Annotated in this window: 24 protein-coding genes and 1 pseudogene; 8 read left to right on the top strand and 17 right to left on the bottom strand. The window is 71.7% G+C overall.

Annotated elements, in window-relative coordinates; all coding sequences use genetic code 11:
* The first annotated feature begins 29 nt into the window (after positions 1 to 29).
* Positions 30 to 482 (top strand): amidohydrolase family protein, encoded by a 453-nt coding sequence (locus tag FHX44_RS31575; protein WP_212612739.1) that lies wholly within the window; start codon positions 30 to 32, stop codon positions 480 to 482.
* A 38-nt stretch (positions 483 to 520) separates the two neighbouring features.
* Here the strand turns inward: FHX44_RS31575 and FHX44_RS31570 are convergent, their stop codons facing one another.
* Positions 521 to 910, bottom strand: a complete 390-nt coding sequence (locus FHX44_RS31570) for a winged helix-turn-helix transcriptional regulator (RefSeq protein WP_246170696.1) — start codon at positions 908 to 910, stop codon at positions 521 to 523.
* Positions 911 to 1,022: 112 nt separating this feature from the next.
* On the opposite strand from FHX44_RS31570, the gene FHX44_RS31565 reads away from it, so the two are divergent.
* Entirely contained in the window at positions 1,023 to 1,793 is a 771-nt protein-coding gene (locus FHX44_RS31565) for an alpha/beta hydrolase (protein WP_147259110.1), read from the top strand.
* A 356-nt stretch (positions 1,794 to 2,149) separates the two neighbouring features.
* On the opposite strand, the gene FHX44_RS31560 is transcribed toward FHX44_RS31565, so the two are convergent.
* From FHX44_RS31560 to FHX44_RS31550, 4 genes are all read right to left on the bottom strand, one after another.
* A complete protein-coding gene (locus tag FHX44_RS31560; RefSeq protein WP_147259109.1) occupies positions 2,150 to 2,353 on the bottom strand; it encodes a cold-shock protein in 204 nt (67 codons plus the stop codon).
* 138 nt (positions 2,354 to 2,491) lie between these two features.
* A complete protein-coding gene (locus tag FHX44_RS31555; RefSeq protein WP_246171024.1) occupies positions 2,492 to 3,343 on the bottom strand; it encodes an alpha/beta fold hydrolase in 852 nt (283 codons plus the stop codon).
* Between the two features lie 206 nt (positions 3,344 to 3,549).
* Positions 3,550 to 3,714 (bottom strand): hypothetical protein, encoded by a 165-nt coding sequence (locus FHX44_RS42395; protein ID WP_170309112.1) that lies wholly within the window; start codon positions 3,712 to 3,714, stop codon positions 3,550 to 3,552.
* 214 nt (positions 3,715 to 3,928) lie between these two features.
* Positions 3,929 to 4,813, bottom strand: a complete 885-nt coding sequence (locus tag FHX44_RS31550) for an EamA family transporter (RefSeq protein WP_246170695.1) — start codon at positions 4,811 to 4,813, stop codon at positions 3,929 to 3,931.
* Positions 4,814 to 4,886: 73 nt separating this feature from the next.
* On the opposite strand from FHX44_RS31550, the gene FHX44_RS31545 reads away from it, so the two are divergent.
* The 3 genes and pseudogenes from FHX44_RS31545 (at position 4,887) to FHX44_RS31535 (ending at position 6,949) form a co-directional block, all read left to right on the top strand.
* Entirely contained in the window at positions 4,887 to 5,759 is an 873-nt protein-coding gene (locus tag FHX44_RS31545; RefSeq protein WP_147259107.1) for a LysR family transcriptional regulator, read from the top strand.
* A 126-nt stretch (positions 5,760 to 5,885) separates the two neighbouring features.
* Positions 5,886 to 6,164: pseudogene (locus FHX44_RS44340) on the top strand (thiamine pyrophosphate-binding protein); the annotation flags it as partial.
* Entirely contained in the window at positions 6,059 to 6,949 is an 891-nt protein-coding gene (locus FHX44_RS31535) for an amidohydrolase (RefSeq protein ID WP_425469205.1), read from the top strand. The pseudogene FHX44_RS44340 and the gene FHX44_RS31535, both read left to right, overlap by 106 nt.
* Before the next feature lie 61 nt (positions 6,950 to 7,010).
* Here the strand turns inward: FHX44_RS31535 and FHX44_RS31530 are convergent, their stop codons facing one another.
* The gene (locus FHX44_RS31530) at positions 7,011 to 8,741 is read right to left on the bottom strand and encodes a dihydroxy-acid dehydratase domain-containing protein (RefSeq protein ID WP_246170694.1); all 1,731 of its coding nucleotides are present in this window, start codon (positions 8,739 to 8,741) and stop codon (positions 7,011 to 7,013) included.
* A gap of 288 nt (positions 8,742 to 9,029) precedes the next feature.
* Positions 9,030 to 9,230, bottom strand: a complete 201-nt coding sequence (locus tag FHX44_RS42390) for a hypothetical protein (protein ID WP_170308687.1) — start codon at positions 9,228 to 9,230, stop codon at positions 9,030 to 9,032.
* A gap of 20 nt (positions 9,231 to 9,250) precedes the next feature.
* Between FHX44_RS42390 and FHX44_RS31525 the strand changes: the two genes are divergently transcribed.
* Both FHX44_RS31525 and FHX44_RS31520 read left to right on the top strand, forming a co-directional pair.
* A complete protein-coding gene (locus FHX44_RS31525) occupies positions 9,251 to 9,916 on the top strand; it encodes an LLM class flavin-dependent oxidoreductase (protein WP_246170693.1) in 666 nt (221 codons plus the stop codon).
* 107 nt (positions 9,917 to 10,023) lie between these two features.
* The gene (locus FHX44_RS31520; RefSeq protein WP_147261613.1) at positions 10,024 to 11,433 is read left to right on the top strand and encodes a serine hydrolase domain-containing protein; all 1,410 of its coding nucleotides are present in this window, start codon (positions 10,024 to 10,026) and stop codon (positions 11,431 to 11,433) included.
* Between the two features lie 114 nt (positions 11,434 to 11,547).
* On the opposite strand, the gene FHX44_RS31515 is transcribed toward FHX44_RS31520, so the two are convergent.
* The 3 genes from FHX44_RS31515 to FHX44_RS31505 form a co-directional block, all read right to left on the bottom strand.
* Complete coding sequence (locus FHX44_RS31515; RefSeq protein ID WP_147259103.1) at positions 11,548 to 12,417, bottom strand: VOC family protein; 870 nt, start codon at positions 12,415 to 12,417, stop codon at positions 11,548 to 11,550.
* 7 nt (positions 12,418 to 12,424) lie between these two features.
* On the bottom strand, positions 12,425 to 13,234 hold the full coding sequence (locus tag FHX44_RS31510; RefSeq protein ID WP_246171023.1) for an alpha/beta fold hydrolase: 810 nt from the start codon (positions 13,232 to 13,234) through the stop codon (positions 12,425 to 12,427).
* Positions 13,235 to 13,399: 165 nt separating this feature from the next.
* On the bottom strand, positions 13,400 to 13,993 hold the full coding sequence (locus FHX44_RS31505; RefSeq protein ID WP_147259101.1) for a TetR/AcrR family transcriptional regulator: 594 nt from the start codon (positions 13,991 to 13,993) through the stop codon (positions 13,400 to 13,402).
* Positions 13,994 to 14,104: 111 nt separating this feature from the next.
* Here FHX44_RS31505 and FHX44_RS31500 point away from each other — a divergent pair, with 111 nt between their 5' ends.
* Positions 14,105 to 15,121: an aldo/keto reductase gene (locus FHX44_RS31500; RefSeq protein WP_147259100.1), complete on the top strand. Its 1,017-nt coding sequence runs from the start codon at positions 14,105 to 14,107 to the stop codon at positions 15,119 to 15,121.
* Between the two features lie 77 nt (positions 15,122 to 15,198).
* Here the strand turns inward: FHX44_RS31500 and FHX44_RS31495 are convergent, their stop codons facing one another.
* The 7 genes from FHX44_RS31495 to FHX44_RS31465 form a co-directional block, all read right to left on the bottom strand.
* Entirely contained in the window at positions 15,199 to 15,816 is a 618-nt protein-coding gene (locus FHX44_RS31495; RefSeq protein ID WP_212612736.1) for a TetR/AcrR family transcriptional regulator, read from the bottom strand.
* A 154-nt stretch (positions 15,817 to 15,970) separates the two neighbouring features.
* Positions 15,971 to 18,295 (bottom strand): hydantoinase B/oxoprolinase family protein, encoded by a 2,325-nt coding sequence (locus FHX44_RS31490; protein ID WP_147259098.1) that lies wholly within the window; start codon positions 18,293 to 18,295, stop codon positions 15,971 to 15,973.
* Positions 18,296 to 18,323: 28 nt separating this feature from the next.
* A complete protein-coding gene (locus FHX44_RS31485; RefSeq protein WP_147259097.1) occupies positions 18,324 to 20,426 on the bottom strand; it encodes a hydantoinase/oxoprolinase family protein in 2,103 nt (700 codons plus the stop codon).
* Positions 20,427 to 20,445: 19 nt separating this feature from the next.
* The gene (locus FHX44_RS31480) at positions 20,446 to 22,086 is read right to left on the bottom strand and encodes an FAD-dependent monooxygenase (protein WP_147259096.1); all 1,641 of its coding nucleotides are present in this window, start codon (positions 22,084 to 22,086) and stop codon (positions 20,446 to 20,448) included.
* Positions 22,083 to 22,865: an alpha/beta fold hydrolase gene (locus FHX44_RS31475; protein WP_147259095.1), complete on the bottom strand. Its 783-nt coding sequence runs from the start codon at positions 22,863 to 22,865 to the stop codon at positions 22,083 to 22,085. The genes FHX44_RS31480 and FHX44_RS31475 overlap by 4 nt, the downstream gene beginning before the upstream one ends.
* A 66-nt stretch (positions 22,866 to 22,931) precedes the next feature.
* Entirely contained in the window at positions 22,932 to 23,189 is a 258-nt protein-coding gene (locus tag FHX44_RS42385) for a cysteine hydrolase family protein (RefSeq protein ID WP_170308686.1), read from the bottom strand.
* Positions 23,186 to 24,547, bottom strand: a complete 1,362-nt coding sequence (locus FHX44_RS31465) for an MFS transporter (protein WP_246170692.1) — start codon at positions 24,545 to 24,547, stop codon at positions 23,186 to 23,188. The genes FHX44_RS42385 and FHX44_RS31465 overlap by 4 nt, the downstream gene beginning before the upstream one ends.
* Positions 24,548 to 25,001: the final 454 nt, after the last annotated feature.

The following is a 25,001-nucleotide window of genomic DNA, read 5'->3' as shown; positions in this document are numbered from 1 at the left end:
CACCGGCCAACGGTGTCGACACCCCGCACGTGCTCTCCGGGCACCCGGAGCTCACCGGGCCCATGTGGAGCTGGGGCACCGACACCGCCTCCCACGTGCTGCGGCTCGTCTTCGGTGGCGTCTTCGACGACTTCCCCGAGGCCAAGCTGCTGCTCGGCCACATGGGCGAGGGCCTGCCCTACGCGCTCTGGCGCCTGGACTCGCGCTGGGCCTTCCACGACCACCACGGCATCGAACTCTCCCGCGGCAACCCCTCGGCCTACCTGCGGCACAACCTCTACATCACCACCAGCGGCGTGTGCGACGCCCCACCGCTGCTGTGCGCGCTCCTCGCGCTCGGCTCCGACCACATCCTCTTCGGGACCGACTACCCGTTCGAGGACATGGGCACGGCCACCGAGTTCCTGCGCAACGCTCCGATCAGCGAGGCCGATCGGAGCAAGATCGCGCACGGCAACGCAGAACGCCTGCTCCACCTCTGACACCGCGCGCCGCTACGGGTGGGCGCCGGTGTCACGCGTCAGTTCGGCGGACGAGGAGACGCGTCGGCGGCGTCGATCCGGGACTCCTGGAAGCCGACGACCGCTTCACCGTTCGTCCTCGCCCACTCGGTCAGCATCGCGATGGGCTCCTCGAGGGAGCGACCGAGCTCGGTCAGGCTGTACTCGACCCGCGGTGGCGCCTCGGCATAGACACGGCGCTCGACGAGACCGCTGTCCTGCAGTCGGCGGAGCGTCTGCGTCAGCACCTTGCGTGAGACGCCGCCGATCAGCTCGACGAGCTCGCCGTGGCGCAACGGGCCCTTGCTCAGGGCGAAGATCGTGACCACGGTCCACTTGGTCGCGATGATCTCGATCGCCAACCGGGCCGGGCAGTCGGTGAGGAAGACGGTGCCGGGGCGAAGGCTCACGAGCCGAACGTTACCCATCGGTACCTATCGGCTCCCTAGCGTCGTGCTGAGCGCGCCACCGGCGCGCCTCGCCGGCCGACGCCGAGCGCCCCTCCCATCGGAAGGAACTGCCATGCCCACCCGGCACAGCACCTACGTCCTCGTCCACGGCGCGTGGCACGACGGGCAGGTGTGGAACCGCGTCGCTCCGCTGCTCGAGGCACGGGGGCACCGTGTCTTCGCACCGTCACTGACCGGTCACGGCGACAAGGCACACCTGCTGAGCCCCGAGGTCGGGCTGACCACGCACGTCGACGACGTCGTCGGTCTCGTCCTCGAGGAGGACCTGCACGACGTCGTACTCGTCGGCCACAGCTACGCCGGGATGGTGATCTCGACCGTGGCGAACCGCGTCCCGGAACGCCTCGCCGGCCTGGTGTACGTCGATGCGATGGTGCCGACGCACGGCGAGAACGCCATCGACGTCATGCCCGTCACCCAGATGATGATCGACGGGGCCGCCGGTGACGACGAACCGTGGCGCATCCCGCCGCTGCCGGAGCTCCCCGCACCGCTCGGCCTGTTCGGCGTCACCGACCCCGACGACGTCGCATGGCTCACGACCACGCTCGGCGACGAGTCGGTCCTCTGCTTCGAGCAGCCCGCCGAGATGGACAACCCCGCGCAGGAATCGATTCCCCGCACCTACATCCTCTGTGTCGGCAACGAACCCGAGGGGCTCATCCGCCGGCCCGTTCCCGCGTTGCGGCCCGACGGCGAGCCGACCCGGATCCACGAGCTGAACAGCGGACACGACTGCATGATCACACGGCCTGCTGAGCTCGCGGGACTTCTACTCGAGAGCGCGTGGCGCAGCGCCAGCGCGTCGCGGACGAGGTGGTAGGGGATCCCCATGGTGCGCACGATCGGGACCAGCTCGTCGTCCGCCCGCGGCGCGAATGCGTCGGGCGGGGTGAGGAGTCGCTGCGCCGCGACGCCCTGCACGGCAGCCTCGTGCGCATCACGAACCGCGAGACCGACTTCGGCGGCGCCCGCCTGCCGAAAGGGGCGCCGCTCCTGCTGCTGCTCGGATCGGGGAACCACGACGAGACGAAGTTCCCGGACCCGGAGACGCCCGGCTACGAGCCGACCCCTCGTCAGGTGGTGACGCCGGAAGGCGTTGCCACCGGCTTGGCATCGCCTCGGAGCCGAGAGGGTCGCCCAGAGCCTTCGAGGACTACTGGGCCGGCCGTGTCATGGTCAGATGACGCGGACGCTGTCGGCCTGCGGCCCCTTCTGGCCCTGGCTGGTCTCGAAGGAGACCCGCTGGCCCTCCTCCAACGACTTGAACCCGCTGCCCTGGATGGCCGAGTAGTGAACGAAAACGTCCTTCCCGCCGTCGTCGGGGGCGATGAAGCCGAAACCCTTTTCCCCGTTGAACCACTTCACGGTGCCCTCAGGCATATTTCCTCCTAGTGCGTGCTTGCGACGACGATCGTGCCACCTCACGGTGGCAGGGGCACGTCCCGTCCCTCGCACGCGGGACGACCAGCGACGCCGCCACGGCCCGCGGGGCCTGGGTGACGCGTAGCCGGGTGGCCATCACGCCAGCCGGGCGATCTCCTCGGCCACCCGTACCGGCCGGTGCGCGTGGAGATCGTGGTCGCCGCCGTGGAACTCCACGAGCTCCGCGTTCGCCAGGGCGGTGGCCGCTTCGGTGAGCTGTTCGCGCTTCCGGGCAGGGGTGGCGTCGCCGGTCGCCGCGAGCAGCAGCACGCGGCACCGCACCAACGGGTAGAGGGTCCGTGGCCGGTGCCGGAGCAGGCTGCCGATGATCGCGCGATGCCGCTCGCGCTCCAGTCGCGGCGTCACGCTGCCGTCGGCCCGCTCGCGGAGGTTGCCCAGCACCCCCTCGACGGCCGCGTCCGACCAGTCCGGGTGACCTGCGTGCAAGCTGGCGCGCACCGCCGCCGAGGTCACGCCGTCGAACCGCGGCGGCGCCAGCACCGACCACGCCGCGTCGAGGTCGGGGAACTGGTCACCGAGGTGCAACCACCCACCGTCGACGAGCGCGAGCCCGTGCACGAGCCCGGGACGGTCGGCGGCGAGCTGGAGCGCGATGTTGCCGCCCCACGCGTGCCCCGCGACGACGGGCGCGCTCCATCCGAGGTCCGCGCAGACCGCGGCGAGGTCCTCGGCCGCCAACCGTGTGGGGTCGGTCGGAGCCGCGTCGAGGTCGTCGGTGTCCGTGTCCGGGACGTCCTCGGACGAACCATGACCGCGCAGGTCCACCGCGACCACCGGGTGACCCGCCTCGGCGAGCCGCGCGGCGACGCCGTCCCACAGCTGGGCGTTGGACGACAGACCGTGCACCAACAGCACCGGCCGGCCACCCCCACCGCGCCAGGAGCGCGCGCCCAGCCCCGCCGGTCCGACCGTGGCCACCTCGGGCATCAGCACCTGGAGAGCCTAGGGGCGCTCAGGCGGAACCGATTCGCCGCCGCTGGTTCAGCTCTCCGCGCGGCCGGCGAGCGCGCTGCGATGGGCGGCCACGGTGCAGCACCTCGGCCGCCCGTGCGCCGCGCCGAGCGTCTGCGGGTGGCGCACGCCCTGCGCAACCTGCCGCGCATCCGTGAGGCGTTCGCTGCCGGGCAGCTCCCCTACTCGAAGGTCCGGGCGATCACCCGGATCGCCGGGCCCGACACCGCGACCCTGACCCGGCTCGCGGCCGAGATCACCGCCGCGACGCCGGGTATCCGGGCAGCCATTCCGATGACCGCAACGGCGGCCTCCATGTCCTCGGCGGCTTCTGAGGCGGCGGTCATGTCTCCGGCCGGCCCGAACGTGCAGAGCCTCCGTACATCATCAGCCGATCACTCGGTTCACCCGGCAACAGTCATCCCCCCATCGATGCGCCCTGTCGCGGGTGACCGCTGGCCCGGCCTGGATCTGCTTCAAATCCGGGCGGCGGTCCTTCGCTGCCCGACAGCGGCGCCGGATGTTCCGGATCGACCTCTCAGCACGTCGGCCGGCGGGCAGTCAGGGTGCGCTCGGCGCCGGCTCCGCGTTCCCGACGACGGCGCGGGCGCCGGTGCGCTCGGCGCCGATGCCGGCGGCGATCACGAACCCGATCCCGACGACGGCGCTCCAGCCCGGGACCTGGTGCAGTGCGACCAGCCCCACGGCCAGCGCGATCGCCGGCTCGAGCGCCATGAGCGTGCCGAACGCCGCTGTGGTGAGGCGACGCAGCGCGAGCATCTCCAGGCTGAACGGCACCACTGGGAGCAGCACGGCGAGTCCGAGCCCGACGAGCAACAGCTGCAGGTCGAGAGCGTCGAGCACCGCCGACGCATCCGTCAGTGCGACGACCACGGTGGCGGTCACGGCCGCGACCGGCATCGAGACCGCGAGGCCACGCAGGCCGGTCGCCTCGTCACCGACCTTCTGGGTCAGCACGATGTATCCGGCCCAGCAGACGGCAGCGGCCAGCGCGAACCCGACGCCGACGAGATCGGCTCCGCCGTGCCACGGCTCGGTGAGCAGCAGCACGCCGGCCGCGGCGACGAGCGCCCACAGACGCACCCGTCCGCGGCCCCGCGCGATCGCGACACCGAGCGGGCCGAGGAACTCCAGTGCGCTCGCGGTGCCGAGCGGGATCCGAGCGACGGCCGCCATGAACAGGAAGGTGAGGCCCGCCGTCACCACTCCGAGGAGGGCACAGGTCAGCAGGCCGCGGCGGGTGAACTCCCCCAGCGGCGGCCGGACGAGGACCGCCAGCAGGAGCCCGGCGAACGCGAGCCGGAGCCACGCCGTGCCTTCGGCGCCGAGGCGGTCGATGAGACCGACGGACACGGCGAGACCGAGCTGGACGCAGAGCATGGCGGCGACCGCGAGCACGGTGCCGAGGCGAGGGCCGGAGCGCATGACCCCTAGTACAAGCCACACCGACCGTTCGCGTCCACGTGACTTCACCGCACATATCGTTCATGATTCATGAATGGAAACCCGGCGCCTCGAGCTACTGGTGGCGCTGGCCCGGCTCGGCTCGATGCGCGAGGTGGCCGACGAGATGGGTGTCACCACATCGACGGTCTCGCAGCAGATCGCCGCGCTCGCGCGGGAGACCGGAACCGTGCTGCTCGAGCCGGTGGGGCGCCGGGTCCGGCTCACTCCCGCCGGACGGCGGCTGGCCGACCACGCCCTCACGATCCTCGCCGCGGTGGATGCGGCCCGCTCGGACCTGGACCCGGCCGCCGAGCCCGAAGGCACCGTACGGGTCGCCGGGTTCGCGACGGCGATCCGGCGGTCGCTGCTCCCACTACTGGCCTCGTTGGAGAGCACCCGGGTGCGGATGCTGATCGCGGAGCACGAGCCCGCCGAGGCACTGGACCTGCTCGCCGAGGACGCGGTCGACCTCGCCCTCGTCTACGACTACGCGCTCTCGCCGCGGACCTTCGACGATCGGTTCGAGGTCACTCCGCTGTGGAAGGCGCGTTGGGGCCTCGGGGTGCCTGCCGAGTCCGCCGTAGGAGGCCTGCCCGCCGCCGCGGGAGTGGACCGATATCGCGATGACGGCTGGATCGTGAACTCCCGCAACGACGCCGACGAGCGGGTGGTCGCCGCACTGGCCGCACTCGCCGGTTTCACACCCCGGATCGCGCATCGCGCCGACAGCCTCGACCTGGTCCAGGACCTCATCGCCGCAGGACTCGGAGTGGGCCTGCTGCCCGAGGGGATGCCGATGCGCTCCGGCGTGCGCCTGCTCCCCTTGCGCGAGCCCGTAGTGCTGCTCCGGGCGTTCGCCGTGGTCGGACGGGGTCGCGCCGCATGGGCCCCGCTGGCGATGGTCGCAGGCAGACTCGTCCGCTAGGGACCGTCGTCAACCGGTGACGGTGCGGCGGGACGGGAACTCCGGTCGGCGGCGTTCGGCGAAGGCGGCAAGACCTTCGCGCGCGTCGGCTGAGGTGAAGGCCTTCTGGCCGTAGAGGGCCTCACTGTGCCATGTCCGAATCGCGCCGCGGCAGCGTCCGCCCGCCTGCGATCTGCCCGGCATGACGCAGGCCCCGCACGATGCACACATCGACGCGACCGTGGCCGTCGACCCAGGCGAGGCTGCCGCCGCCGGCCGCGCCACCCGGACCGCGAGCCTCAACCCCTCCGCACCAACGGCTGGAGGGGCAAGCTCACCGGCACCCCGGGCGTCGCCATGGTGACCCGCGGGCCGGGTGCGGCGAACGCGTTCGTCGCCGTCCACACCGCATGGCAGGACGCCACTCCGCTCACCGCCTGCGCGTCGGGCCCGTGAAGATCGTCTCCGACGGCTCGCTCATCGGCCGCTCCGCGGCGGTCCACGAGTGCTACTGCGGCGAGCCGGACAACCTGGGCGTCCTGCAGCTCACCCCGGAGGAGCTGCACGCCGCCCTCGTCGCGTACCACATGGCGGGCTGGACGGTCGCCACGCACGCGATCGGCGACCGGGCGATCGACCACGTCCTCGACGCGATCGCCGAGGCCCAGCGCCGCCACCCGCGCGAGGTGCGCCACCGCATCGAGCACTTCGCGATCGCCTCCGACGAGCAGGTGCGGCGGTGTGCCGACCTGGGCGTCATCCCCGTCCCGCAGGGGGTGTTCATCTCCGACTTCGGCGACGGCATCCTCGAGGCGATCGGCCCGGAGCGCTCGGCGGGCACGTACCGCATGCGCTCCCTGCTCGACGCCGGCATGATCGTCCCCGGCTCCACCGACTCCCCTGTCTCGGACGCGAACCCGCTCGTCTCGATCCACGATCTCGTCAACCGGGTCACCGGTGGAGGGCAGGACTTCGCGCCCGCCGAACGCGTGAGCGTGGCGGAGGCGCTCACCGCCTACACCTACGGATCGGCGTACGCGGTCAGCCGCGAGGCCGACCTCGGCCGGATCACCCCCGGACGGCTCGCGGACTTCGTCGCGCTGAGCGAGGACATCCTCGCGATCGACCCGGCCGGGATCAGGGACCTGCACGTCACGGCGACGGTGATCGGCGGCGAGGTCGTCTTCGAGCGCGGCGAGGACTCGGCCTGACCCCGTCCTCGTGGTGCGGTGACGTGCGTCGCCGCCCGCTCCGGGCGGCGACGCCGTGACGTCACACCGGGACGGGGCCGGCCGCAGGCTCGGCCATCCCGGCCCCCTCGATCGCCGACGACGCGGCGGCCCGCATGCGGCGGAGCAGCCGTGCGGTGACCGGGCGCACCAGCGGGTGCTGGCCGCCGTTGGCGGCCGCCTCGGCACGCCACCTCTGCTCGCGCGACCGGAAGATCTCCGGGTCGGCCAGCTCGGTGCAGTCGAGGGTGTCGTGGTCGAGGTCGATGGTGATCGTGTCGCCGTCCTCGATCAGGGCGATCGGGCCGCCGAGTGCCGCCTCCGATCCGACGTGGCCGATGACCAGACCGACCGACCCTCCCGAGAAGCGCGCGTCCGTCATCAGCGCGACGGAGATGCCCTTCTGCCGGCACAGGGCCGTGATGCGTGAGGTCGGGTCCAGCATCTCGGGCATGCCGGGCGCACCCCGCGGGCCCTCGTAGCGGATGACGACCATGTCCTGGTCGGCGAAGACGTCCGGCGTGTCGATCAGTGCCCGCAGCAGGTCCTGCTCGCTGTCGAACACCCGCGCGCGGCCGACGAACCGGTTGTCGACGATCCCGGTCTCCACGCCGGCTAGCTTGATCACCGCCCCGCCGTCCGGCGCGATGTTGCCCGACAGCATGCGCAACCCGCCGGTCTTCTTGAACGGCTCCGCCATCCGGAAGACGACCTCTCCGTCCGGCGCGGGCGGGTCGAGCCGTGCGACCTGCTCCGCCAGGGTCTCCCCCGTGCACGTCAGCGTCGAGCCGTCGAGGACGCCGCCGTCGAGCAGCTCCTTCACCACGACCTGCACGCCCCCGACGGCGTCGATGTCCACCATGCTGTACCGGCCGAACGGGCGGGCGTTCACCAGCACCGGCACGCTGCGGGACAGCTGGTTGAACTCCTTCTGCGACATGACCTCTGTCCAGAAGTCGATGCCCGCTGCGCGGGCGATCTCGGGCGCGTGCAGGACCACGTTGGTCGAGCCGCCCATCGCGATGGCCACGATGGTGGCGTTGCGGAACGCAGCAGGCGTGGCCAGGTCGCGCGGCGTGATGCCGCGCTGGGTCATGATCTCGAGGCAGTCCACGAGCTGCTCGGGGAACACCTCCACCCGCCGCGGGTCCTCGGACGCGGGCGAGACCATGTGCAGCGGTTCGAGGCCCAGCAGGGCGATGAACGACTGCATGGTGTTGTAGGTGAACATCCCCCCGCAGCTGCCGTACCCGGGGCAGGCGTTGCGCGCCCAGCGCTCCCGCTTCGCCGGGTCCGGGTCGCCCGCCACCTGGAAGCAGCTGACCAGGTCGATCGTCTCCCCCGTCTCGGGATCCGTGCCCGGGCGGATCGAGCCGTCGGAGAGCACGACGGCGGGGACATTGCGCTCCATGATCGCAGCGGCGGTGCCGACCGGCGGCTTGTCGCAGGCCACCACCGCGATGACGCCCCGGATGTCGCTGCCCTCGAAGTGCAGCGACAGGCCGTCGTTGGTCGTCTCGCGACCGATCAGCGAGTAGCGCATCTGCGGCGTGCCGTTGCGCTGGCCGTCGGAGATGCCGCCGGAGTAGTTCGGTGCCAGCAGCCGGACCGGAAGGTCCCGCTCGCCGATCCGCCGTCCCATGGCGGCCTGGATGGCGTCGACCTTGTCGCTGACGCCGATGTAGCACACGCTGTCACCGAGGGTGCCGACGACACCCCAGGGCGCACCGTGGATCCGGTCGACGTCCTGGCCCAACGCCCGTGCAGTCGCCACAGCCTGGCAGTCCTGCCCAGGCCGCCACACGTCCTGACCCCCTGTCGTGCCCATCCGTCCTCTTCTCCGCCATACGGTCTCCGACTCGTCGCGAGCGCTGGGATCGGGCGAGCGCAGTCGGAGAGCTGCCGCACCCGATCCTTCCACAGGGTCGCTCGGGTGCGGCTCGCCCCGGCGCCGGAGACGGGTCGCTCCCGCAGTCCGCACCGCCGCACTCGCGTTGTCCCTCGACGGCGCCCCGGTTCTCAGCACGCCGCAGGAACGCCGACGCGGCACTCCGGGGGGAGCTCAGACCCCTGGTCGAGCCGGCGACGGCTCCGCGACGAGAAGGTCGTGCAGCGTGAGCTGTTCGAGCTCGGCGGTGATCGCGCCGGCCACCCGGCTGTCGAGGGATGCCAGCGCCGCCTGCACCCTTCGCCCCACCGCACAGGCCGGATCGGGGCCGTGCAGGCCCAGCATCGGCCGGCTCGGTGCCCGAAAGCTACTCACCGGCCTATCCCCGCCACCCGGTGACGACCGCGACCGAGGCCCTCACCGTGCAGGCCGCGACCGGTGGAGGGCTGACGCTGGGAGTAGGGCCGAGTCATGCCTGGTACATCCAGGACCAGCTCGGCATCCCCTACACCTCGCCCGTTCGGCACACCCGCGAGTACCTGACCGTCCTACGCCCCTTGCTGAACGGCGAACACGTGCGGCACTCGGGAGAGTTCTTCACCGTCGACACGAAGCTCGACGTCACCGCCCCGCCCCCCAGGCTGCTGATGGCGGCACTGGGGCCACGCATGCTCGAACTGGCCCGGGAGCTCACCGACGGGGTCGTGACGACGTGGGTCACACCCGAACTGATCGCCGAGCACGTCGCGCCTCGCGTCGGAACCGACATCCGCATCGTGGTCCAGGTGATCACGATGCTGAGCACCGAACCCGACCGTGCCCGCGAGAACCTCGCTCGTGACTTCGCCGCGGTCGGTGACATGCCCGCGTACCACGCATCCCTCGGGCGTGCGGGGCTCTCGAGCCCGGCCGACACCGTCGTCATCGGCGACGAGACGACCATCACCAACGCCTTGGCCCGATTCCGCGACGCCGGAGCCACCGACGTCGTCGTCTCCCCTCTCGGGACCTCCGCCGACCGAGCGCGGACCCTCGACCTCGTCGGGAGCTTCTCGCGGTGAGACGAGGCCATCGTTAATGTCGGTAAATCGATCGGGCGGCTTGTTAGCGTTCTCGGGTGCCTTCTCAGCGCGCCCTACTGCCGCGGTCGAAACCGGCCGCCGCGGGGATGTCGTCCCGCGCGGTTGCCGCGCTGCTGGACCGACTGGAAGCGAAATCGGTCGAATGTCACTCCATCATGGTGGTACGCCACGGTCACGTCGTCGCCGAAGGCTGGTGGGCGCCCTACTCGGCCGAACGCCCGCACCTGCTCTACTCGGTGACCAAATCGTTCACCTCGGTCGCCGTGGGGCTGGCGATCGCCGACGGGCTGCTCTCACTGGATGACCGGGTGGTGGACATACTGCCCGACCACGTGCCGGCCGACGTCTCCGAGCAGGGACGCCGCATCACCGTCCACCACCTGCTGTCCATGACAGCCGGACACGGCACGGACAGCCTCGACGAGGCATGGCGACTGGAACCGGGCGACCTGGTCAAGGGATTCCTGCGCGTACCGTTTCCCGAGGCCGAGGGGACACGGCACGCCTACGACAATCCGACCACCTTCGTCCTTGCGCGAATGCTGGAACGGGTCACGGGCCGCGGCCTCCCCGAGTTCCTCGACGAGCGCCTCTTCGAGCCCATGGGTATCGATCACGCCGAGTGGGACCGGGTGGCGAGCGGTGCCGCCTTCGGGTTCCACGGGCTGCACCTCACGACCGAGGCCGTCGCCGCGTTCGGTGAGCTGCTGCTGCGGGGTGGCCGCTGGGGCGAGCGGCAGCTCGTCCCGCGCGAATGGGTGGAGCTCGCGACCAGGCGGCACGTCGAGACCCTGCCTCCCGCGGACGGAGCCGGAAACCCCGACTTCCTGTGCGGTTACGGGTACCAGTTCTGGATGTCGCGGCACGGTTTCCACGGAAACGGGTCCTTCGGCCAGCAATGCGTGGTCGTCCCGTCGCACGATCTCGTGGTCGCTGTGACCAGCGGCCACCCGAACGCGGACTCGCCGGCACAGGTCGTGCTCGACGCGATCTGGGAGTGCCTGCTGCCCGACGTGGACGAGCCGAGGGCCGCCGGGGACGACGGCTCCCGGGACGACGAGATCCTCGCCGAGCGGCTGCGGCGGCTGTCGCTCCCGGGGGTGTCGGGTTCGGCTGCCGCGTCCCATTCCGGGGCGACGAGGATCGACGCCTCGGCCGAGGATTCGGCCCTGCCAGACGGGACTTCAGTGATCGTCGACCCGGTGGACGGCGGCTGGCTCCTCCAACTCGGATCGTCGTCCTTCGAGGTCGCGGTCGGTCACGGCGAATGGCGGGAGAGCTCGCCGCTCGGCCGCCCCGTCGTCGCGACCGGTGCCTGGCAGGGCGACAGGTTCGTCGCCGACCTCTACGTCATCACCACGCCACACCGGGTTCGGCTGGTGGTCGACGCCGGGGCAGGGACAGCGGTGGCGACGTGGAGCACCGTGCCCCTGACCGGCCCCAGCCTGGAACTGCACGTGAGGTCGCCGCTGATGACACAGCCCGACCTCGCGTAGGTGACATCGGCGTGGCTCACGGGTCGACCGGCTCGCCGAGTGCCTCCAACTCCGCGACGAGCCAGTCCCGGTAGTCCAGCACGGTGCATCCGAAGAGGTCCGGCGGTTGGCTGGTCACGATGCGGGGGACGCGAAGGGATTGGCGTCCGCGTGCCGGTGACCCCAGACGTCCGACGTCCCGAAATCGTGGGGGATCCACCCCTCGCCCACCTCGATGCCACCGCATCCGATCTCGAGGTGGAACCCGCTGGGGTTCCTGACGTAGAACGAGATGGCCTTGTCGTTCATGTGCCGGCCGAGGCTGATCGAGATCGGCACGCCGTTGGCCAGGGCCCGGTCGTGAGCGCGCCCGACGTCGTCGATCGAGCCGTGCTCGATCTCGAGGTGGTGGATGGACGGGGTGTCCGCGCGCGCCAGCGCGATGCTGTGGTGAGTGGCGTTGCAGCGCAGGAAGTACAGGCCGGGAGCGCGGTAGTCGGTCAGCCTGAACTCGAGCACGGACTCGTAGAGCTCACGGAGCTCGGCGAGCTCCGGACCGGCCAGCACGATGTGCCCGAGACCGGTGACCCCGGGTCGCGCATCGGCCGGGCGGGCCGGACCGGTCCGCACCTTGGCCTCACCGACCGCCAACTCCACCCGGTAGCCGACGGGGTCGGTGAACCAGCGGAGCCGGGTGGCACCGCGCAGCTCGACCTCGTCCGCGGATCCCTCCCCGACAGCGAAGCCGGCGTCGGTCAGCCGCTGGGTGAGCCTGTCGAGCTCGCGCGGGGAATCGACGATCCACCCCACCTCCCGCGGGCGGTCCTGCGCGGACGGATGCAGCGCGAGGCGGTACTTGAACTCGTCGAGCTCGAGCAGGGCCACCTCCTGCGTACCGATCTTGGCGGGCGTGACCCCGACACCCAGCGTGCGCCCGAACAGATCCACCCACGCGTCGACGTCGGTGACCTCGAGACCGACGTAGCCCAGCTTGCAGATGCCCATGACGGCCTCATCCCTCCGACGTGGCGGCCGCGGCTCCGCCCTGCAGGAACTCTCGAACGATGTGGTTGAACTCCGGCGCACGCTCGTACTGCACCCAGTGCCGGCATCGGGGAAGAACGCGCAGCTCCGCGTCGGGGATGCCGCGCAGGATCGTCGACGCCCACGTCAGCGGCACGGTCTGGTCCTCCCGGCCCCACACGAGCAGCGTGGGTGCACCGATCCGCGCCAGGTCGGGCGTGAGGTCGCCGAAGTTCGGAGGGATCGGCAGCTCGGGATGAGCCCGCAGGCTCGACTCGTACCGCTCGTCGATCAGCGCATCGGTCGCCAACGACTCGTCGTACACCATCAGACGGACGAACTGTGCCATCGCCTCCCGTGAGGGCTTCTCGGCCGCCATGTAGCCGAAGAGGTGCTCCAGCCCCACCGGCCACGGCGGCGCATCCTCAGGGAGAACGCCGCCGGGCGCCATCAGAACCAGTCGATCCACCCGCTCCGGATGGGCCACGGCGATCCGCATCGCGACGCCGCCGCCGTAGGAGTTGCCCACCAGATGGGCTCGGTCGATCCCGAGCGCCGTCATCGCGCGGCACACGCGTTCCGCCGCGTGGAAGATCAACGGCTCGTCCGTCGCGGACCGTGGCGAACGGCCCCAACCCGGAAGGTCCACCACCACGTTCCGGTAGGCCGCGAAGGCCGACAGGTTCGCCCCGAAGTTGCTCATGCCGGTGGCACCCGGCCCCGAACCGTGCAGCCACACGACCGGACTGCCCGTACCGAACTCGGTGTAGGCCAGTTCGGCGTCCCCGACATCCACCATGGTCGTCACCCTGGCGCCTCCATCCGTCGTGTATGTAACGCTCACTATACGACTCCGCGTCGCGTCATCACATGGCCCGCCCCCGACTCGACGCGCGATCGCGCAGATGTGCCGCCGATGCCCGCGGTTCGGACACGGGCACGGCGCTGGGGTTGACCTATCTCCTCACGGCCGCTGTTGCCCGCCTCCACAGCGCAGGCCGTCGACCAGGACTCCGACCATCCGCCGCCCGTGCTCGGGCCCGCGTCCGGGCACGGGCCGGCACAGCTGGGCGACGGCGTACAGGAGGTCCTCGGCGCCGATGTCGCCGCGGATCGCCCCCGCGGCCACGCCGGCGTCGAGCAGCGCCGAGAGGGTGGGTCCGAGCCGTTGCATGAAGTAGTCGGGCAGCCCGGCGAACGCCGGGTCGCCCGCGTGCAGCGCCGAGGCGAGCCCCCGTTTGGTGCCGAGCAGCTCGACGTACCGGTCGATCCACCGTTCGAGCGCCTCCGCCGGCTCGAACGCGGCAGCCAGTGCCGGGCCGGCCTCGGCGACGGCGTCGATCCCGCTCTCCACCACGGCCTTCACCAGGTCCGAGCGCTGCGGGAAGTGCCGGTACAGCGTGCCGACCCCGACACCGGCCAGGTCGGTGATCTCCTTCGCCGGCGCGTCCACCCCGGAGGCGTCGAAGACGGTCCGCGCGGCCTCGAGCAGCGCGTCGACGTTGCGCCGCGCGTCGGCGCGCCGCCGGCGCGGCGCCGGCGTCGTGTCCTGCGTCACTCCACCACCTCGGCTTGCATAAGCGGAATGCCATTCCGTATAGTTCCGGAAAGTTATTCCGCTTACGGTACGGCATCCCCGGCCGCGCCGACCAGCACGAAGGAGAGATCCGTGCAGTACCGCACCCTCGGCCGGACCGGCATCAAGGTCAGCCCCTACGCCCTCGGCGCGCTGATGTTCGCGACGTCCATGGGCAACGACCCCGGGGACTCCGCCCGGATCATCCACAAGGCCATCGACGCCGGCATCAACGTCATCGACACCGCCGACGCCTACGGCGACTCCGAGGAGGTGGTCGGCGAGGCGCTGAAGGGCCGCCGCGACGACGTCGTGCTCGCCACCAAGTTCAGCCGTCCCACCGGGCAGGACCCGAACCACCAGGGTGCCTCGCGACGCTGGATCGTCACCGCCGTCGAGAACTCGCTGCGACGGCTGCAGACCGACCACATCGACCTCTACCAGCTGCACCGCCCCGACCCCGACACCGACATCGAGGAGACCCTCGCCGCGCTGACCGACCTGATCCGCAGCGGCAAGGTCCGCGCGATCGGCGCCTCCCACTCCTCGGCCGCCGACATCATCGAGGCCCGGTGGGTGGCCGAGCGGCGCGGCCTCGCGCGGTTCCACACCGAGCAGCCCGCCTACTCCATCCTCAACCGCGGCGTCGAACGCGAGGTCCTGCCCACCGCCCAGCGATTCGGTATGGGCACCCTGGTCTGGGGCCCGCTCGGGCAAGGGCTGCTCACCGGACGCGCCCGCCGCGACCAGAACGACCTGCGCCGCGCCGGCCTGGTCCGGCACCTCACCGACGAGCACCGGCTCGACGTGGTCGAGCAGCTCGTCCCGCTCGCCGCGGAGGCGGGCCTGCCCATGACCCACCTCGCGATGGCGTTCACCATCAGCCACCCCGGCGTCACCTGCGCGCTCCTCGGCGCGCGGACCGAAGCGCACCTCGACGACCTGCTCGCCGGCCTCGACGTCACCCTCTCCGACGACGTGCTCGACCGCATCGACGAGATCGTCCCGCCCGGCAGCGACATCGGTGCGCTCGACCAGGCCTACCAGCCGCCGGCCATCCAGGACCCGAGCCTGCGTCGCCGGCCTCTCGCCGCACGCGCCGCGGCCTGAGTTCCCCGGTGGTCCTCCGTCGAGCCGATTACTGCGGTCCGGCGCACGTCACGTACCCGTCACTGCCCCGGGCCGCCTCACTGTCGCACCAATCCGCGGATCAGGGCGACGAACGGGGCAACGTTCGAGCTGTACGTGGCCCCGTCGAGGCTGTTGGCCACCGACAGCCCGTCGGTCATGGCCCGCCCGAGGACGGCCAGCTGCTCGACCATGGCCTTGCCGTCCTCGTCTCCGTGCGGCGCGAGGACGGGGGTGAGGGCGTCCACCCAGGACGCGTGCGCAGAGTCGCGGATGCGCCGGACGGTGGCGCCCACCGTCTCGGAGTCCTTGTGCGGGCCGACGCTGACGGCCAGCAGGAGACGAAGGTAGTCCGGGCGCCGATCGAGGGAGTCGCACGCCGCCGTGAACCACGCCTCGAGGCGATCGATCGGCTCGAGACCGTCGAACGAGGACGGGTTCGGGAACAACGCGTGCAACTCGTCGAAGGTGCGCTCCAACAGCGCGGCCAGGACACCGAGCTTGTTGCCGAAGTGGTAGTAGACCGAACTGGCCGGCAGCCCGGACTGCGCGCACAGGTCCGAGACGGCCATGCCGTCGTAGCCGTTCTTCGTGATGAGGTCTCGAGCCGCGTCCAGGATGAGGTCGCGGCTGCTCGCGCCGACAGTGGACGATGTCGAGCCCGGTTCCCTCACCACGGAGCCATGATAGGTACGGCTCCGCGCAGGAACGCCGCCCCTGCCTGATGCTCCGCGGTTCGTGCCACGTGCTGCGACCGCTCCCCCGGGTCCCGCCGCCTCGACACCGGAGCGCCGGCCGGCGGGTCGAACGAGGCGACCGTCCTCCCGGGCATCACGCCCAGCTCCGGTAGTCGTCATCGGGCAGCGGATGGTCGACCGGGGTGACCCGGGAGTAGACGGCCGTCAGGCAGCCCGGGCAGAAGAGCTGCCGGAACACCACCTCGGCATCGACGTAGACCGACGGGTCACGCCAGATGTGGGGTCCGGCATCGGTGGGCGGGGCGTCGCGGCGGGCGAGCGCCGCCACCAAGTCTCCGCCGTCCAGGCGCCCGATCTCCGTGCCGCAGTGGGTGCAAGTGACGGTCCGCCCCGCCGGCGTGTCCAGGACGGCGAGGTTGTCGTCGAGGCGTCGCGAACCGACGAGGTCCGGCTCGACGATCGGCGCGAGCCACGCGTCGGGCAGACCCGACTCCACCGCGCGTCGGCGCCGGATCTTCTCGCGAGTCTGGTCGGTCGCGGTCTCGTCCACCTCGCCGTTCTCCAGGAGGACGACGCCGTAGACGTCGCGCGCGGCGGCGGCCGAGACCCGCACCTGCAGCACGTCGTCGCGCACGCTCTCCGCGGGACGCAGCAGCGGATCGCCGTAGCCCCCGCCTGCCTGCCAGTGCAGGAACAGCGCGTCCCCGGGCCCGAGAATCGACTCCCCCTCGCAGGGCAGGACCTCGATCTCGCCGCCGAGCTCGTCCAGGGCGGCGGGAACGGCCGTCGCGCCGGCGAGCCGGGGCACGTCGACGCCGCGCACGACCAGGTCGAGCTGGGAGTTGCCCGGGTAGCCGCCCGTGAGGCCGACGTTCTGGTTGGCGACCTTGCCGGTACCGGACACGACCAGCGACATCGTGCCGTGCTGGTCCGGGTGCTGGACATAGCAGACCGAACCGCTCATCCCACCCCGCTGCCGACCCGGCCCGCCCGAGTCGGTCTGCTCGCGGCGCCACAGCGCGACGAGCGGGTAGAGGTACTCGGTCATCTCGACGTCAGGGGCCCGCGCGGAGGGGATGATGAGCCGGCCGCCGGTGTCGACCCCGTCGTGGTGCACCTGGGCGCCGTAGCCACCGGCCATGACGTCGAAGACCGGCGTGACGAACCCCTTGCTGCCGCCGCCGCGAACGTCCACACCGGACACCACGCACAGGTCGGTGGTGCCGTTGCAGATCGACTGCACGTCGGTGCGGTGCGCGGGTTCGGCGTCGAGCATCTTGGCGAGCACCTCGGCGACGAGGTTGCCCGCGCCCCACGCCGGTCCGAAGGGACCCTTGCCCACCGCGGCCGGGAACGAGGCGTTGGTGATGGTGCCCTCGTCGGTGATGATCTCGAAGCAGCGCATGAGCCCGCCCGCCGCCCACGGGATGTCGCCCGCCAGCAGCGGCAGCATGGTGAAGACGATCCCGGCGCGCAGGCCCGGGTACGGGCAGTTGATGATCCCGGTCTGCTCGGCGGTCCCGCGGAAGTCGAAGACCAGCCGGTCCCGCTCCTTCGTCATCGCCACCTTGATCGCGTGCAGACCGCGGTCGCCGGTCTGCGACTGCTCCTGGTAGCCCACCGCGGTCCAGGTGCCCTCGGGCAGGGCCGCGAGCTTCGCCCGCAGGCGGCGCTCGGCGTCGTCCATCATGCGGCGCATCACCGCCTTGACGGTGTCGACGCCGTACTTGGCGATGAGACGGAGGATCTGCTCCGCCGCGCCCTTGTTCGCCGCGATTTTCGCTCGCAGGTCCAGCCCCACCATGTGCGGGAGCCGAGAGCGGCGCACCCACGCGTCGGCGACGTCGCGCTGCAGCACCCCACCCCGGACGACCTTGATCGGTGGGGTGGGGAGCGCCTCACCGAACACGTCCTGGGCAGAGGGGCTGAACGAGCCCGGGCGCGGGCCGCCCAGGTCGACCTGGTGGGCGATGGCCGTCGTCCAGCCGAAGAGCCTGCCCTCGTGGAAGATCGGAGCCAGGATCGCCGCGTCGTTCTGGTGCAGCCCGCCGCCGATCCACGGGTCGTTGCACAGGAACATGTCGCCCTCTTCGATCCCCGGGTTGTCGCTGCGGTGGCGCAGCGTCCAGGTGATCGCGAGGTCCATCGAGCCGATGAGGCCGATGTTGTAGGTGCCGACCTGGACCTGCTCGCCGAGCTCGTCGCAGATGGAGAAGTTGAAGTCGTTCGACTCCGTGACGACGTGCGAGCCCGACATCCGCCGCAGCGTCTCCCCCATCTCCTGGGTGATCGCCCAGAGCCGGTGCCGGACGACCTCGTAGGTCAGGGCGTCGACCTGCTCGGCCTGCTCGTCGTCGATCTCGTGCAGCGGCAACGCGGGCGAGATCTGCGCCAGCAGCTCGGCGCGAGGGAGGGGGCGGCTGGTGAACTCGTCCGCCCCGGGAATCGTCGATGCCATGGGAGTCGTCCTCACTGGTAGCCCGTCCTCATCGGTAGCGCAGCACGAGGTTGCCGAGGCGGTCGACGCGGCCGGTCACACCGGCGGGGACCACGACCACGGTGGTCGGCACGTCGACGATCGCAGGCCCGGTGATCTCGTGGCCCGCGCGGAGCCGGGCGTAGTCGTACACGGGGGTGGGCACGAAGCCGATCTGGGAATCGAGGCAGACGGCGCGTTCCTCGAGGAGTGCGCCGGCCGGGTCGGGGCCGTCGGCCCGCCCGAGATCCGGCAGCACGACGGGGAAGCCGAGGGACGCCTTGGCCCGCATGCGGTAGGTGATCGCCTGCACGCCTGCTTCGCGGTAGCCGGCTCCGGAGCCGTTGATGCGCTCGTACTGTTCTTCGAAGCGCTCGAGGATCTCGTCGCCGGTGCGGTGGGTGAACCCCGTGTCCGGGAGGGTGACCGCGAGCTCGTTGACCTGCATGGAGTAGCGCAGGTCGATCTCGCGCTGCAGCGTCACGTCGTGGAACTTGACCTTCTGCTGGTCGAGGGCGCGCTCGAGGTCGGCCTCGAGCCGGGCGTAGTGGGACTCGAGCACGGTGTGGTCGACCGGGAAGGACGACGGATCGGACAGCTCGGCGCTCAGGGCGACGTCCGAGGCCGCGAGCCCGTATGCCGAGAACGCGGACGCGACGGGCCCGAGCGGCACGACTACCTCGCTCACTCCGAGGTCCTGGCAGTAGCCGGCGCAGTGGGCGGGGCCGGCGCCCCCGAAGGCGTAGGCGACGAAGTCGCGGGGGTCGTAGCCCGCCTGCACGACGGCGCGGCGCAGGAGGTCTCCCGCCTGCGCGTTCTGCACCTCGTGGATGGCGATCGCGGCTTCTTCGACGGTGAGCCCGAGCGGCTGCGCCACGTGCTCGCGGATCGCCTCGCGGGCCAGGTCCAGCCGCAGCGGCTTGCGCCCGCCGAGGAGTCCCCGCTCGCTCAGGATGCCGAGCACCAGGTTCGCGTCGGTGTTGGTGGGCCGCGTGCCGCCGGCTGCGTAGCAGGCGGGGCCGGGGACCGCCTCGGCGCTCTGCGGGCCCAGCCGGAGGTTCCCGCCTGCGTCCACCGCCGCCAGCGCGCCGCCGCCGGAACCGATCGTGTGCACCCGGATGGTCGCGGCGTTGATCGGGAACTGGTTGACGATGGAGCCCGGCGCCATGACCGGCGCCCCGTCGACGATCAGGCCCGCGAGGAAGGTCGTGCCGCCGACGTCGGTGGTGATGACGTTGCGGTGCCCGAGCTGCTCGGCCAGCCGCTGACCGCCGATGACGCCGCCGGACAGGACGGACCCGACCGTCGTGATGGCGTGCTCGGGCGCCCGGTCGGCCGTGATGGTGCCGCCCTCGCTCTGCATGACCAGCAGCGGGCCCTTGAGCCCACCCTCCTCCAGCTGCTCCTGCAATGGGGTCAGGTAAGTGCGCAGGCGGGGCCCGACCTGTGCGTTCATGATCGTCGTGGAGGCCCGCGCGAACTCGCGGATGCGCGGGCTGACCTCGCAGGAGAGCGTCACGTACATCTCGGGGGCGATCTCGTGGATCAGCTCGCGGACCCGCCGCTCGTGGGCGCCGTTCTTGAACGACCACAGCAGGCACACCGCGATCGCCTCGACGCCCTGCTCCACCAGGGTCCGCGCGACGCTGCGGACCTCGTCCTCGTCGAGCGGGACCAGGACCGTGCCGGCGTGGTCGATCCGCTCGGTGACCTCCAGCGCGCGGTACTTCGGGATCAGCGGCGCGGGCTTGCGCTGCCGGAGGGTGTCCTGGATCTCGTGGGCCGAGCGGCCGAGGGTGCGGCCCTCGGCGTTCATGATGTAGATCGAGTCCCGGTGCCCCTTGGTGGCGATCAGCCCGACGTCGGCGACCGTCCCCTGGACCAGCGCGTTGATCGAGGCCGTGGTGCCGTGCGCGATGTAGTCGGTCTGCGCGAGCAGCTCACCGACGCCGATGCCCAGCTCGGCGGCGAGCTCCTCGATCGCACGCATGACGCCGACCTCGCGCTGCGGCGGGGTCGTCGGCGTCTTGGCCGAGACGATCCGGCCGGCGCCGTCGGAGGCGACGGCGTCGGTGAACGTCCCGCCGACGTCGATGCCCAGTGCGTATGGCATGTGCTCTCCTGGTGGGTTCTTACCGCTGGTGGGCGGCCCCGCGCCCGGTGACTGTCTGCAGCAACTCGTCGGGCCGGCCGTCCGCGCCGCCCATCCAGGCCACGTGCTGGTCCGGGCGCACGAGCAGGAGCGCGGCCGGATACCGGTCGGGCAGACCTGCGGGCAGATCGACCACGGTGAGGGGAACCTTCTGCTCGCCGGCCGCCTCGATCCACGACTCGACGTCGACGCCGGTGTCGGTCCGCAGCAGGGTGAAGTCGGGTCCGAGCACGTCGAGCACGGACCGGCCGTCGGGGAGCCAGGCGTGCGGCAGCCGGAAGCCCACCCGCGCCCGCTCCTGGTAGTCGCCCATGCTGATGACCGGCTGCTCCTCGCCTCCGACCACCAGCGGCGAGCCCGCGTAGTGGTAGCCGAAGCTGAAGCCGTCGGGCGAGTACCGGTGCGGCTCGGTCACCGCGAGCCGGTCGGCGAGCGCCGCGCGGGCGCGCTCGCCCTCCGGGCCGGCCAGGTGGATGTCGGGCGAGACCTCCGCGAGGGACGCCCGCGCGGCCGAGGCCACCGCGCCGGCGAACTGCTCCCCCACCGGCTTGCGTTCGGACTCGTAGGCGGCCAGCAGGTCCGGCGGCGCCCAGCCGTGGTGCACCGCCGCCAGCATCCAGCCCAGGGTGGCCGCGTCCTGGATGCCGGCGTTCATCCCGAACCCGCCGACGGGGATCCAGAGGTGGGCGGCGTCGCCGGCCAGGAACACCCGCCCGTCCCGGTACCGCTCGGCCACCAGCTGGCGCCCGGTCCAGCGCACCACGCCGAGGACCTCGTGCTCGACGGGGCCGCCGACGGCCTCTCGCAGCAGTCGCTCGGGGTCCTCGCCGTCGGTGTCGTGGTCGGGGTCGAAGGCGACGTGGTGGAGCCACAGCTCGTCCCCGTCGATGGCGATCAGTGATGCGAGGCTGCGGCCGTAGGTCCAGTACGTCCACGCCCGGTCGCGTGCGGCCAGCCGCCCCAGCTCGGGCGAGCGCACGAACGTCGAGACGAACTTCCGGATCGCGTCCACACCCTGGTAGCGGATCCCGAGCTGCCGCCGGACCGCGCTGTGGGGGCCGTCGCAGCCGACCACGTGGTCGCAACGCAGAACCCGCGTGGCGCCCTCGTGCTCGCCGGACTCGACGACCGCCTCGACGTGGTCCACGTGCCGGCGCAGCTCGATCAGCCGGGTACCGCGTTCGAGGGTCAGCCCGGGGAGCTCGCGCGCGTGCCGCTCCAGGATGGGTTCCAGGAACAGCTGCGAGATCCGGTGCTGCGGCTCCGGGGTGGGCCAGGAGTCCCTGCCGACCCCGGCCAGCACCTCGGCGGCGGACGGCAGGTCGAGGCGGAAGATCTCCTCGCCGCGCAGCGTCGTCCGGTACTGGACCGAGCTCGGGTGGTCCTCGGGCAGGCCGGAGCGCCGGATCTCGTCGGCGATCCCGAGCCGCCGGAAGATCTCCATCGACCGCGCGGACGTCGTGTTGCACCTAGGGTTCACGGGCCGCTCGGTCGTCGCCTCCACGACGTGGCACGGCACACCGCGCCGCGCGAGGTCGATGGCGAGGGTCAAGCCCGTGGGCCCGGCGCCGACGACGAGGACACCGACGCGGTTCTCGTGACTGCCGGCTTCGTCGTTCATGCGCTCAGGAACTCCCCCACGAGGGTGCAGAACTCGTCCGGTCGGTCGACGTGGATCCAGTGACCGGCCCCCGCCACGACCTCGAGGCGCCCGCAGGGCAGAGCGTCGACCAGACGCCTCGAGACGTCGACCGGGCTCACCTGGTCGCGCTCCCCGTGCAGGGCGAGGACCGGGGTGCGCACGGTCGCGGGGTCGACGCGCGGCGCGTCGGCGACGTCGTCGAACATGGACCGGAAGGCGGCCTCGGCGCCGGGGCGCAGAGCCTGCTCCAGCCGGCGGGCCGCGAGGTCGTCGAGGAGCTCGCCGTGGGCGCGCTCGTCGGCGACCAGGCGGGCGAGGGCGGCGCGCATGGACTCCCTCGTGGGCTCGTCGTAGAAGGGGACGGTGCCGGGCAGCGGCCCGGTGCCTGCGCCGCCCATCAGGACGGCGCGCTCGACCCGGCCGGGCGCCGCGGCCATCAGAGCCAGCGCGGCGGCACCGCCCGCGGCCGAGTTGCCGACGAGGTGCACGCGCCGCAGCCCGTGATCATCGAGCAGGCGTACCACCTGTCTTGCCCGGGCCCGGGCCCAGGCGGCCGGCCCGCGGAGCCCGCCGACGCCGGCCTCCCCTCCCGCGATCTGCGTGCCGAAGCCGAGCAGGTCGGGAGCGAGGCAGCGGAACCCGGACGAGAGCCGGGAGCGCACCGTCGCCCAGTTGCTCGCGGCGTCGACACCCGGTCCGCCGCCGTGGAGCAGGACGAGGACCGGACCCCGGCCGGCATCCTCCGAGACGCTTGCCACCTTCACCTCCTGTATGGAACGCACGCTATAACAGATCCTGTGTTCACCGACGACGGTCGCGCCAGCTCAGGGCAGCTCGCCCGCCGCGAGCGGCGGATACAGGTCCGATGGATGCCCAGGTCCGACCGCGTCGGCGCGGTGGACATGCGCGGCGTAGATGACCGCCATCCCGCGCAGGCGCGCTGCGTCCAGGACCTTCTGGGTGGCCGGGAGCATGCGGCGGCCCTCCGGGAACTCCAGCGGCGCCCCCACCTCCACGAAGTCGTTCTGCATGTCGACGACGAGCACCGCCGTGCGACCGACGTCGACCACGGGTGCGTTCACGAGTCCCTCCCGACCTGGGATGACACGCCTTGCGTCGCCGCTTCCTGGGCGACTCCGGACGGGCCGGAGGGAGCCGACGGACCCCCCTCGGTCGCACGGGGAAGCGACTCGCGGGCGAGCAGCAGCGTTGCGCCGGCACCGACCACGGCCGGCCCGGCGAAGATCAGGAACATCGACCCGGGAGTCCATCCTGCCTGCAGCAGGAACCCCGCCAGCAACGGCGCCAGCACGGCACCGAGCCTGCTCACCGCGACGGCCAGTCCGAGCGCCGTCGCCCGTGCCCCGGCCGGGTAGAGGACCGGGACGATGACGTTGATGCCCGACACCGAGCCGTTGAGCAGGAGCCCCACGAGCACGGCCACCACCAGCGCGCCGGCCAGCGACCCCAGGGAGACCGAGAAGAGGACCAGTGCGATCGCGGCGCCGAGGAAGTAGGCCGCCGTGAGCCGCCGGGGCTCGACACGCATCGCGAGGAACCCCAGCAGCACCGCACCCGTGACGCCGCCGAGGCTGAACAGCACGCCCCCGCTGACGCCCTGCTGGTCGGACATCCCCGCCTGCAACAGCAGGCCCGGCGTCCACGAGCTGGCGAAGTAGAACGTCATCTGCGCCGCCGTGAACGCGATCCAGACCAGCACGGTGCGCAGTGCGTTGCGGCCGCGGAAGACCGCGTCGAGGGCCACTTTCCGGGAAGCGGGCACGGCCTGCGGCAAGCTCTCGACCGGCGGGTGACCGATCGAGACGAGAATCCGGTTCAACCGGGCTAGAGCGTTCCGAGGACGGCAGATCACGAGGTAGTCCATCGACTCGGGCAGGTAGCGCACACCCACCGCGAACAGGATCGCGGTGGCGACGCATCCGAGCACGAACACCGCCCGCCACCCGTACGGACCCATCAGCAGGCTCGTCGCGACGCCGGCGATGATCGCGCCGAGGCCGTACCCGGTGGTGATCAGCGCAACGACCAGCCCTCGCCGCCTGTGGTTGGCGTACTCCGAGGCCAGCACCGGCAGGCTCGCCGCCATCGCCCCCACCGCCGCGCCCGTTACGAGCCGGCAGACCACGAGCTGCCCGAGGTCCTGCGCCACGGCCGCGGCCAGCATGCCGAGCGAAGCCAGGGCGAGACAGCCCAACGTCAGGCGACGACGACCGATTCGGTCGGCCAGCGGGGCGAGGAACAACGCCCCGACGGCCATGCCCGCCAGGCCACTGCTGAGCAGGATCCCCAACTGCGACGGTGACAGGCCCCATTCACGGGCGATCGTCGGCCCGACGAAGGACGTCACCAGGAGGTCGAACCCGTCGACCAGGTTGATCACGAGACACAGGGCGACCGCCCTGGCCTGGACACGACTCATCGGTGCGCTCTTGACCTGCTCAAGGACGCTCATACGAACCTCGCTTCGTTGCGACGTTGCGACCCGGGCCCGCGCACGCGGGCCGTGAGCCGATGTGGAAGAAGGCGTCGACCGAGCGATACGCTCTCTGTATGGAACGCTCACTCTACAAGATCGAAATGTTGATGGCCACCCCCTTACCGGGTCCAGCCCGGACGGCCGGTCACGGGACGTCCGCCGGCGCCCTCACGGCGAGGCGCGACGGGGCAACGCGGCGCCCGTCCTCGCAGCGTCGATCACCGCGCGGCCAGCGCTGACGACGGCGCTGCCGCGGTCGCGCGAGCAGTGGCGTGCATCACTTTTCCTTGCGGTGACAGACCCGGCGCGGAACCGTGATCGCTAGGTAGACGAACCAGTTCGTCTACCTAGCGGAGAAGGGCTCACCAGCAAAGCGGATCGTCTCGCCCGTGTTCCG

The sequence above is a fragment of the Pseudonocardia hierapolitana genome (assembly GCF_007994075.1).
In the GTDB taxonomy this organism is placed as follows: Bacteria; Actinomycetota; Actinomycetes; order Mycobacteriales; family Pseudonocardiaceae; genus Pseudonocardia; species Pseudonocardia hierapolitana.
The sequence above is the reverse complement of the archived record's forward strand: the minus strand, read 5'-3'. Positions and strand labels throughout refer to the sequence as shown.

Excerpts from the sequence above, each read along its gene's own strand:
- FHX44_RS31515 (WP_147259103.1), bottom strand. The coding sequence starts at position 12,417 with ATGGGCATCTGCAAGCTGGGCTACGTCGGTCTCGAGGTCACCGACGTC.
- FHX44_RS31490 (WP_147259098.1), bottom strand. The coding sequence starts at position 18,295 with ATGGCATCGACGATTCCCGGGGCGGACGAGTTCACCAGCCGCCCCCTC.
- FHX44_RS42395 (WP_170309112.1), bottom strand. The coding sequence starts at position 3,714 with ATGACCGCCGCCTCAGAAGCCGCCGAGGACATGGAGGCCGCCGTTGCG.
- FHX44_RS31565 (WP_147259110.1), top strand. The coding sequence starts at position 1,023 with ATGCCCACCCGGCACAGCACCTACGTCCTCGTCCACGGCGCGTGGCAC.
- FHX44_RS31555 (WP_246171024.1), bottom strand. The coding sequence starts at position 3,343 with ATGCCCGAGGTGGCCACGGTCGGACCGGCGGGGCTGGGCGCGCGCTCC.
- FHX44_RS31510 (WP_246171023.1), bottom strand. The coding sequence starts at position 13,234 with ATGGTGGATGTCGGGGACGCCGAACTGGCCTACACCGAGTTCGGTACG.
- FHX44_RS31480 (WP_147259096.1), bottom strand. The coding sequence starts at position 22,086 with ATGAACGACGAAGCCGGCAGTCACGAGAACCGCGTCGGTGTCCTCGTC.
- FHX44_RS31550 (WP_246170695.1), bottom strand. The coding sequence starts at position 4,813 with ATGCGCTCCGGCCCTCGCCTCGGCACCGTGCTCGCGGTCGCCGCCATG.
- FHX44_RS31520 (WP_147261613.1), top strand. The coding sequence starts at position 10,024 with ATGTCGTCCCGCGCGGTTGCCGCGCTGCTGGACCGACTGGAAGCGAAA.
- FHX44_RS31560 (WP_147259109.1), bottom strand. The coding sequence starts at position 2,353 with ATGCCTGAGGGCACCGTGAAGTGGTTCAACGGGGAAAAGGGTTTCGGC.
- FHX44_RS31485 (WP_147259097.1), bottom strand. The coding sequence starts at position 20,426 with ATGCCATACGCACTGGGCATCGACGTCGGCGGGACGTTCACCGACGCC.
- FHX44_RS31465 (WP_246170692.1), bottom strand. The coding sequence starts at position 24,547 with ATGAGTCGTGTCCAGGCCAGGGCGGTCGCCCTGTGTCTCGTGATCAAC.
- FHX44_RS31545 (WP_147259107.1), top strand. The coding sequence starts at position 4,887 with ATGGAAACCCGGCGCCTCGAGCTACTGGTGGCGCTGGCCCGGCTCGGC.